The sequence below is a fragment of the Streptomyces phytophilus genome (assembly GCF_013870535.1).
Classification (GTDB): domain Bacteria; phylum Actinomycetota; class Actinomycetes; order Streptomycetales; family Streptomycetaceae; genus Streptomyces; species Streptomyces phytophilus.
The window spans coordinates 1-6,434 of the sequence record NZ_JACBXC010000240.1 but is presented as its reverse complement, the minus strand read 5'-3'; the positions used below and the strand labels follow the sequence as shown (position 1 = coordinate 6,434).

General features: G+C 69.0%; 8 protein-coding genes and 1 pseudogene. 4 read left to right on the top strand and 5 right to left on the bottom strand.

The window, feature by feature from the left end:
- Positions 1-219 precede the first annotated feature (219 nt).
- Complete coding sequence (gene guaA / locus H5J30_RS13650; RefSeq protein ID WP_181787703.1) at positions 220-1,794, bottom strand: glutamine-hydrolyzing GMP synthase; 1,575 nt, start codon at positions 1,792-1,794, stop codon at positions 220-222.
- A gap of 287 nt (positions 1,795-2,081) precedes the next feature.
- Between guaA and H5J30_RS13645 the strand changes: the two genes are divergently transcribed.
- Complete coding sequence (locus H5J30_RS13645) at positions 2,082-2,384, top strand: chorismate mutase (protein ID WP_181787702.1); 303 nt, start codon at positions 2,082-2,084, stop codon at positions 2,382-2,384.
- A 53-nt stretch (positions 2,385-2,437) separates the two neighbouring features.
- Here H5J30_RS13645 and H5J30_RS13640 read toward each other — a convergent pair whose 3' ends face one another.
- The gene (locus H5J30_RS13640; RefSeq protein ID WP_181787701.1) at positions 2,438-2,905 is read right to left on the bottom strand and encodes an ATP-binding protein; all 468 of its coding nucleotides are present in this window, start codon (positions 2,903-2,905) and stop codon (positions 2,438-2,440) included.
- A 186-nt stretch (positions 2,906-3,091) separates the two neighbouring features.
- On the opposite strand from H5J30_RS13640, the gene H5J30_RS13635 reads away from it, so the two are divergent.
- From H5J30_RS13635 to H5J30_RS13625, 3 genes are read left to right on the top strand one after another with little or no spacing between them, the layout of a single operon-like run.
- Complete coding sequence (locus H5J30_RS13635) at positions 3,092-3,934, top strand: DUF5919 domain-containing protein (RefSeq protein ID WP_181787700.1); 843 nt, start codon at positions 3,092-3,094, stop codon at positions 3,932-3,934.
- A complete protein-coding gene (locus H5J30_RS13630) occupies positions 3,931-4,716 on the top strand; it encodes an inositol monophosphatase family protein (protein ID WP_181787699.1) in 786 nt (261 codons plus the stop codon). The genes H5J30_RS13635 and H5J30_RS13630 overlap by 4 nt, the downstream gene beginning before the upstream one ends.
- A 30-nt stretch (positions 4,717-4,746) precedes the next feature.
- On the top strand, positions 4,747-5,115 hold the full coding sequence (locus tag H5J30_RS13625) for a hypothetical protein (RefSeq protein WP_181787698.1): 369 nt from the start codon (positions 4,747-4,749) through the stop codon (positions 5,113-5,115).
- Here H5J30_RS13625 and H5J30_RS13620 read toward each other — a convergent pair.
- The 3 genes and pseudogenes from H5J30_RS13620 to H5J30_RS13610 all read right to left on the bottom strand — a co-directional run.
- The gene (locus H5J30_RS13620; RefSeq protein ID WP_181787697.1) at positions 5,106-5,411 is read right to left on the bottom strand and encodes a hypothetical protein; all 306 of its coding nucleotides are present in this window, start codon (positions 5,409-5,411) and stop codon (positions 5,106-5,108) included. The two genes, H5J30_RS13625 and H5J30_RS13620, sit on opposite strands and share 10 nt — an antisense overlap.
- 125 nt (positions 5,412-5,536) lie before the next feature.
- Positions 5,537-5,914: a VOC family protein gene (locus H5J30_RS13615; RefSeq protein ID WP_181787696.1), complete on the bottom strand. Its 378-nt coding sequence runs from the start codon at positions 5,912-5,914 to the stop codon at positions 5,537-5,539.
- 69 nt (positions 5,915-5,983) lie between these two features.
- Positions 5,984-6,434 (bottom strand): annotated as a pseudogene (locus H5J30_RS13610) (ankyrin repeat domain-containing protein); the annotation flags it as partial.

Here is a 6,434-nt window from a genome sequence, read left to right as displayed (position 1 = left end):
TACCGCTACTACCGCTGCCGGGCCGGACGCCCGCGGCACCGGACCCCGTACCGCCCGCGGCGCCCGCCGCAGGCGCGTCCGCAGGCGCATCCGCGGCTCCCGTGGCCGTGTCGTCGCCCCCCGATTCCACCGCCACCTGGTGCCCCCTTGACCGCAAGCCGTACACGTGATGAGAGCGAATTCTGCCCTACCGGCAGCCCGCCGGAGTCGCCGGGCCGCTCACTCCCACTCGATCGTCCCCGGCGGCTTCGACGTGACGTCGAGAACCACGCGGTTGACGTCCGGCACCTCGTTCGTGATCCGCGTCGAGATCCGCGCCAGCACCTCGTACGGAAGCCGCGACCAGTCCGCCGTCATCGCGTCCTCCGACGACACCGGCCGCAGCACCACCGGGTGCCCGTAGGTGCGCCCGTCGCCCTGCACACCCACCGACCGTACATCCGCGAGTAGCACCACCGGGCACTGCCAGATGTCGCGGTCGAGCCCGGCCGCCGTCAGCTCCTCGCGGGCGATGGCGTCGGCCTCGCGCAGCAGGTCGAGCCGGTCCTTCGTGACCTCGCCGACGATGCGGATGCCGAGCCCGGGACCGGGGAACGGCTGGCGCTGGACCATCGCCTCGGGCAGCCCCAGCTCCTTGCCGACCATCCGGACCTCGTCCTTGAACAGCCGCCGCAGCGGCTCGACCAGCTCGAAGTCCAGGTCCTCGGGCAGCCCGCCGACGTTGTGGTGGGACTTGATGTTCGCGGTGCCCGTACCGCCGCCGGACTCCACGACGTCCGGGTAGAGCGTGCCCTGGACGAGGAACCGCACCGACGCCCCGGACCTCCCCGCCGCGGCCACGATCTCGGCCTGCGCCTGCTCGAAGACCCGGATGAACTCCCGGCCGATGATCTTCCGCTTCTCCTCGGGGTCGGACACCCCTGCCAGCGCGGTGAGGAACCGCTCCGCCGCGTCGACGACCTTGAGCTGCACGCCGGTCGCGGCCACGAAGTCCTTCTCGACCTGCTCGGACTCGCCCTTGCGCATCAGGCCGTGGTCGACGTACACGCAGGTGAGGCGGTCCCCGATGGCCCGCTGGACGAGCGCGGCGGCGACCGCCGAGTCCACCCCGCCGGACAGCGCGCAGATCGCCTGCGCGTTGCCGACCTGCGCGCGGACGGCGGCGACGGACTCCTCCACGACGTTCGCGGTCGTCCAGACGGGGGCGAGGCCGGCGCCGCGGTAGAGGAAGTGCTCCAGGACGAGCTGGCCGTGGGTGGAGTGCATGACCTCCGGGTGGTGCTGCACGCCGTAGAGCTTCCGCGCGTCGTCCTCGAACGCGGCGACGGGCACGCCCTCGGTCGACGCGGTGACCGTGAAGCCCTCGGGGGCGGCCGAGCAGGCGTCGCCGTGGGACATCCACACGTCCTGCCGCTCGGGGGTGCCCTCGAAGAGGGTCGAGTCGGGGCGGGAGACGCTCAGCCGCGTACGCCCGTACTCGCGGCTTCCGGTGTTGTCGACCGTGCCGCCGAGGGCCTGGGCCATGAGCTGGAAGCCGTAGCACATGCCGAAGACGGGCACGCCGGCGGCGAAGATCGCCGGGTCGATGCCGGGGGCGTTCTCCGCGTAGACCGAGGAGGGGCCGCCGGAGAGGATGATCGCCTTGGGGTTCTTCGCCAGGATCTCCGGCACCGGCATGGTGCAGGGCACGATCTCGCTGTAGATCCGGGCCTCGCGCACGCGGCGCGCGATGAGCTGGGCGTACTGGGCACCGAAGTCCACGACGAGAACGGTGTCGGGGGTCGCTGAGGTCACTGCTGCGGCCTTCCGGCGGTGGGAGGAGGAGATACCGCCGAGTCTATCGGCTGCGGCGTCTCACCATGCGGGCCGTCTTTGTCCACCGCGGGCCCCGGGTGAATACTGGCGGCCATGCGCACGCAGAGCTTCCTCTTTACCTATGGCAACCGGCCCGTCCGGCTGCCATGGTCGTGCGCTTGAGCTGACAAGCGACTTCCCAGGCGCCCCGGGCCGGCAGGCCCGGGGCGCGCTGCGTTTGCCGCCGCCGGGCGGCGGGCTCCGGGGCCGTACCCCAGGAGCGACGAATGAACGCAACCCAGTCGACGGACGGCACGACCGGCCGGACCGGCGCCCGCACCGACGAGGCGGCGACGGAGATCACCGGCGCCCGCGAACGGATCGACGACCTCGACGCCCGGATCATCGCGCTGGTCGAGGAACGGATGGCGGTCTCGGCGCGCATCCAGCAGGCCCGCATCGCCTCCGGCGGCCGCCGCGTGAACCTCTCCCGCGAAATGGAGATCCTCGCCCGCTACCGCGACCACCTGGGCCGCCCGGGCACAACCCTGGCCATGACCCTCCTGGAACTCAGCCGCGGCCGGGTATGAAGCCCCTCCGCCCCGGTGCTCCGCGCACGACGGCCCGGAGCACCGGATGGGGCTCACCGCCACGCGAAGGGTTCCGCGCCCGCCTCCCCGGAGGCGTTACCACCCGGATCGGCGACCACAGCCCACACCGCTTTGCCGACCCCCTCCCGCTCGGCCACGCCCCACCGGGAAGCCAACGCCTCGACCACGAGCAGCCCGTACCCCCCGGACTCACTCGGCATCCGCCGCACGGGCCACACGCTGGAGGCGTCGTGCACCTCGATGCGCACCCCGCGGTCCTGCCGCACGAAGCGGGTCTGGATCTCCCGCCCCGGCGGCACACGGGCATGTACGACGGCATTCGTCACCAACTCCGACACCACAAGCACGGCCGACTCCTCGATCCCGGCCATCCCCCACCCGGCCAGGGCCTTGCGCAACTGGGCCCGTGCGAGCCCCACGCACCTGGGATGGCGACGCCACTGCCACTTCATCACGTGCACGTCAGGAATGCCCGCCTGATCGGTCGCCCTACTCGGCATCTGCCATCGCCTCAAAGCTGGTGCTCGGTTCGACTGCTGTGGACATGCCGCACAGTGGCATTACCACTGGTCGCATTTCGATACCGCCCGCATCCCTCCTTCACTCTTTTCGGTATCTTCATGTATCTTCCCGGTCTCATCCGGAGTATCGTGAGGAGCCCCGAGCGGCCAGGAACGAGGCAGCCCATGGGCGAAGAAGTGCTGGCCATCAGGGCTCTGATCCAGCAGCGCCACCTCAGCTACGCGGGCTTCTGCCAGGAATGGGAGAAGGTTGCGAAAGAGATTGACAGAAGACTGAGCGGCAGCCACCCTGGGCATGCCCAGTTCTACCGGTGGCTAAAGGGAGATCTCCGGAGCGGAAAGCCTCGCACTGACTCTTGCAGGGTCCTTGAGCTCATGTTCCCCGGCTGGACGGTCGACGAACTTTTCGCTCCTTATCGTGAAAGAGCGTCAGACAACCATCGGCAGCTTCCCGGCCAGGGAAATCGACACCTTGACCTGACAGGCGTCTACATGTCCCGATCACAACTCCTGTCCGAGGTACCGCTTTACGAAATGATTGAAAACGCCTCGCTCGTTCGAGCAAGCGGACTCTCCCTCAATCTCCTCATTCAGCACTATCCGGACGCACAGATTGGCCGCTTGATCGAGTCCGGCACACGATTTCAATTACTTTTCCTGGATCCGGGCAGCGAGGCGATGAAGGTCCGCGAACGCGAGGAAGGGTACGACACCGGGTTCCTTGCCGGCCTCACCGAGATCAACCTGAAGATCGCGAAGGAGCGCGTGCGTTCACTTCTGGAGACAGGGAAACGCGATCGGGTCGAGATCGGCGTTTCGAACGAAACCCTCAGGTTCAACATCACCCTCATCGATGACGCGACCGGGGTGATCCAGCCTTACCTGCCGCAGGCTCGCGGTGTAGATTCTCCGACATTCCTGGTCGAGCGCAGGGTGCACGGCGGTGAGCTTTTCCATGCGTACGAGCAGATCTTCACCTCACTCTGGGATCGAGCGGAACTTCTATGACCGGCCTTGCCGATCTACTCCAAGTCGCCGACGGCGCTGCTGAACTCGCGAAGTCCATCATCGTCGGCCGCGGCCCCGGCGAGATCACCGCCAAAGGTGACCGCGACATGGCGTCGGAGGTCGATTTCGCCGTCGAGGCGTCGGTGCGTGACCATCTGGCCGGTCAGACCCCGGACATCGCCTTCCTGGGTGAGGAGGAAGGGAAGTCCCCGCGGGAGGGGCGGTTCATGTGGGCACTGGATCCGGTTGACGGTACCGCAAACTTTGTTCGCGGCATTCCGCTCTGCTGTGTCTCTCTGGGGCTCTTCGACGGCAAGCGCTGCGTGCTCGGTGTCGTCGACCTGCCGTTCATGGGCGCCCGGTACCACGCCGTCGAAGGCGGTGGTGCGTACTGCGGATCACGAAGGATCCGCGCGAGCGGTACAAGCGACTTGGGCGCGGCCATCGTGTCCCTCGGGGACTACGCCGTCGGTGCCGACGCGCGTGTGCGCAACGAGCGGCGGCTGGCGGTCACCGAGCGGCTCGCGGGGCGGGTTCAGCGGGTTCGTATGTGGGGAACCGCGGCTCTGGACCTGGTGTGGGTTGCGGAGGGGAAGACCGACGCGTGCGTCATCCTGTCCAACAATCCCTGGGACACCTCGGCGGGCGTCGTGATTGCGCGCGAAGCCGGTGCGCGCGTCGTGTCCGCGTCCGGGAGCGCGCACGACATCGACTCGGGCGAGACCATCGCCGTGACCCCCGGGTTGCTTTCCCAGATCATTCCGCTGGTTCAGGAACAGTGAGCCGAGTTCCCCGGGACGTAAAGGAGATCCGTGGACGTCGAGGCAGGCCGTGTCTTTCGTGAGGCGTGGATCGCGGGTGTCAGGAAGCATTTTCCCGGAGAGCCGAAAGCCGGGTACGTCACGCCGTGGGAGGAGACCCCGGGCTGGGAGCGGGAGTCCGCGGCGGCCGTGTGTCGGCAGGTGCGGGAGTTCGTGCGGCTCTCCGGCGGCGGCACGAGCCGGTTGAGCAGGGAGCAGCGCGGGCGTTTCGTCGCCACCTGCTGGATCGCGCAGATCCATCACCGCATCGAGGACCCGAAACCGGGCTACGTGGCGGACTGGTCCGAGCTTCCCGTGTGGCAGCAGGAGACGGACGCGGACATCTTCGACGCGATCGAGAGGGCGTCGGATCAGCGGTGAGGGCTGTCCTTGGGCTGGACGACGATGCCGCCCATGTACGCCTCGCCCGCGCGGTAGCGGACGCCGTCGATGAGTACCTGGCCGTCGGCCGTGACCTGGTCGCATTGCGTGCCGTCGTCGGCGTGGAGCGCCTTGAAGCCGCCGCTCATGCTGACGTTGTACATCTCGATCGGGCGGCCTGCCAGGTCGGTCGACCGGTCCCCGCAGGCGTTGCACAGCGCCTGCGGGTAGCGGTGGCTCCGCGGTCTGGGGGCGCCGTCGTGCGGGCACAGGGTCGTGGGTTGGTCGTCATTCACGTACGTCCCCCTGCGGCGGCGGCTTCGTGGGTCCTGTCTATTCGTCCGGGGCCGGGCTGTCCAGGCCCTCCCCCCCCTCCCCGCCGGGGTCCCCCCGTCGACGGGTCGACGGGGGACCCCGGCGGCTACTCCGGGCCGGCTACGCCGATCACGTTGCCCTCGGGGTCGGTGAACCGGCCGACCACCAGGGTTCCGGGTGTGCCCTCGGGGCCCATCAGGCGGGTGCCGCCCAGGCTCTCGGCCTTCCGGAGGGCCGCTTCCACGTCCGGGACTCCGACGTAGAACAGGACGCGTCCTTCGTAGCCCTCGCCGCCTCCTACGCCGCCGTTGATCCCGCCGTCCGTCGTGCTTCCGTCCACGAAGCCGTAGTTGCCGGGCTGGGACACGGCCTCGGTGGCCGCGTCGCCGACTCCGAACTCCCATCCGAACAGTTCGCCGTAGTAGGTCCGGAGCTTCGCGGGGTCACGTCCGATGACCTCGAAGTGCACCACTGGATGTCCCATGGGATGTCCTTTCTGTGCCGATTTCCCTGCCGTCAATCATCGACTCGGGTCAGCGGCGAAAGTCATCGGTCAGGCGCGTTCCAGCAGTGCGGCGATCTCCGTGAAGCCGCGGTTGTTCGCGTGCTGGAGCGGCGTCACGCCGTCCTTGTCGGCGATGTCCGGGTCCGCGTCGGCGGCGAGGAGGAGGGCGACGATCTCCTGGTGGTCCTTGCCGCCGTCGCCGAGGATCACCGCTTCGAGGAGCGCGGTCCAGCCGAGGTCGTTGACGTGGTCGACGTCGATGCCGGTGTGCTGGGTGACCCAGCGGACGTAGCCGACGTGGCCGCGTTCGGAGGCGGGGATCACCGATGTGCCGCCAGGGGGCACCGCCCACGCGCGCCCAGCGCGCTGAGGGGGAGGTTGGTGAGGGTCAGGTCGGGGGCGCGGTCGCCGGACATGAGGAGGCGGCCCATCTCCGCGCTGCCGGTGACGCCGGTGACGAGCCAGGCGCTGTCGCTGCGGTCGTCCTGGGCGTTCGGGT

Bases quoted from the DNA above. Each gene is read 5' to 3' on its own strand.
- H5J30_RS13645 (WP_181787702.1), top strand. From the start codon at position 2,082: ATGAACGCAACCCAGTCGACGGACGGCACGACCGGCCGGACCGGCGCC.
- H5J30_RS13640 (WP_181787701.1), bottom strand. From the start codon at position 2,905: ATGCCGAGTAGGGCGACCGATCAGGCGGGCATTCCTGACGTGCACGTG.
- H5J30_RS13635 (WP_181787700.1), top strand. From the start codon at position 3,092: ATGGGCGAAGAAGTGCTGGCCATCAGGGCTCTGATCCAGCAGCGCCAC.
- H5J30_RS13630 (WP_181787699.1), top strand. From the start codon at position 3,931: ATGACCGGCCTTGCCGATCTACTCCAAGTCGCCGACGGCGCTGCTGAA.
- H5J30_RS13615 (WP_181787696.1), bottom strand. From the start codon at position 5,914: ATGGGACATCCAGTGGTGCACTTCGAGGTCATCGGACGTGACCCCGCG.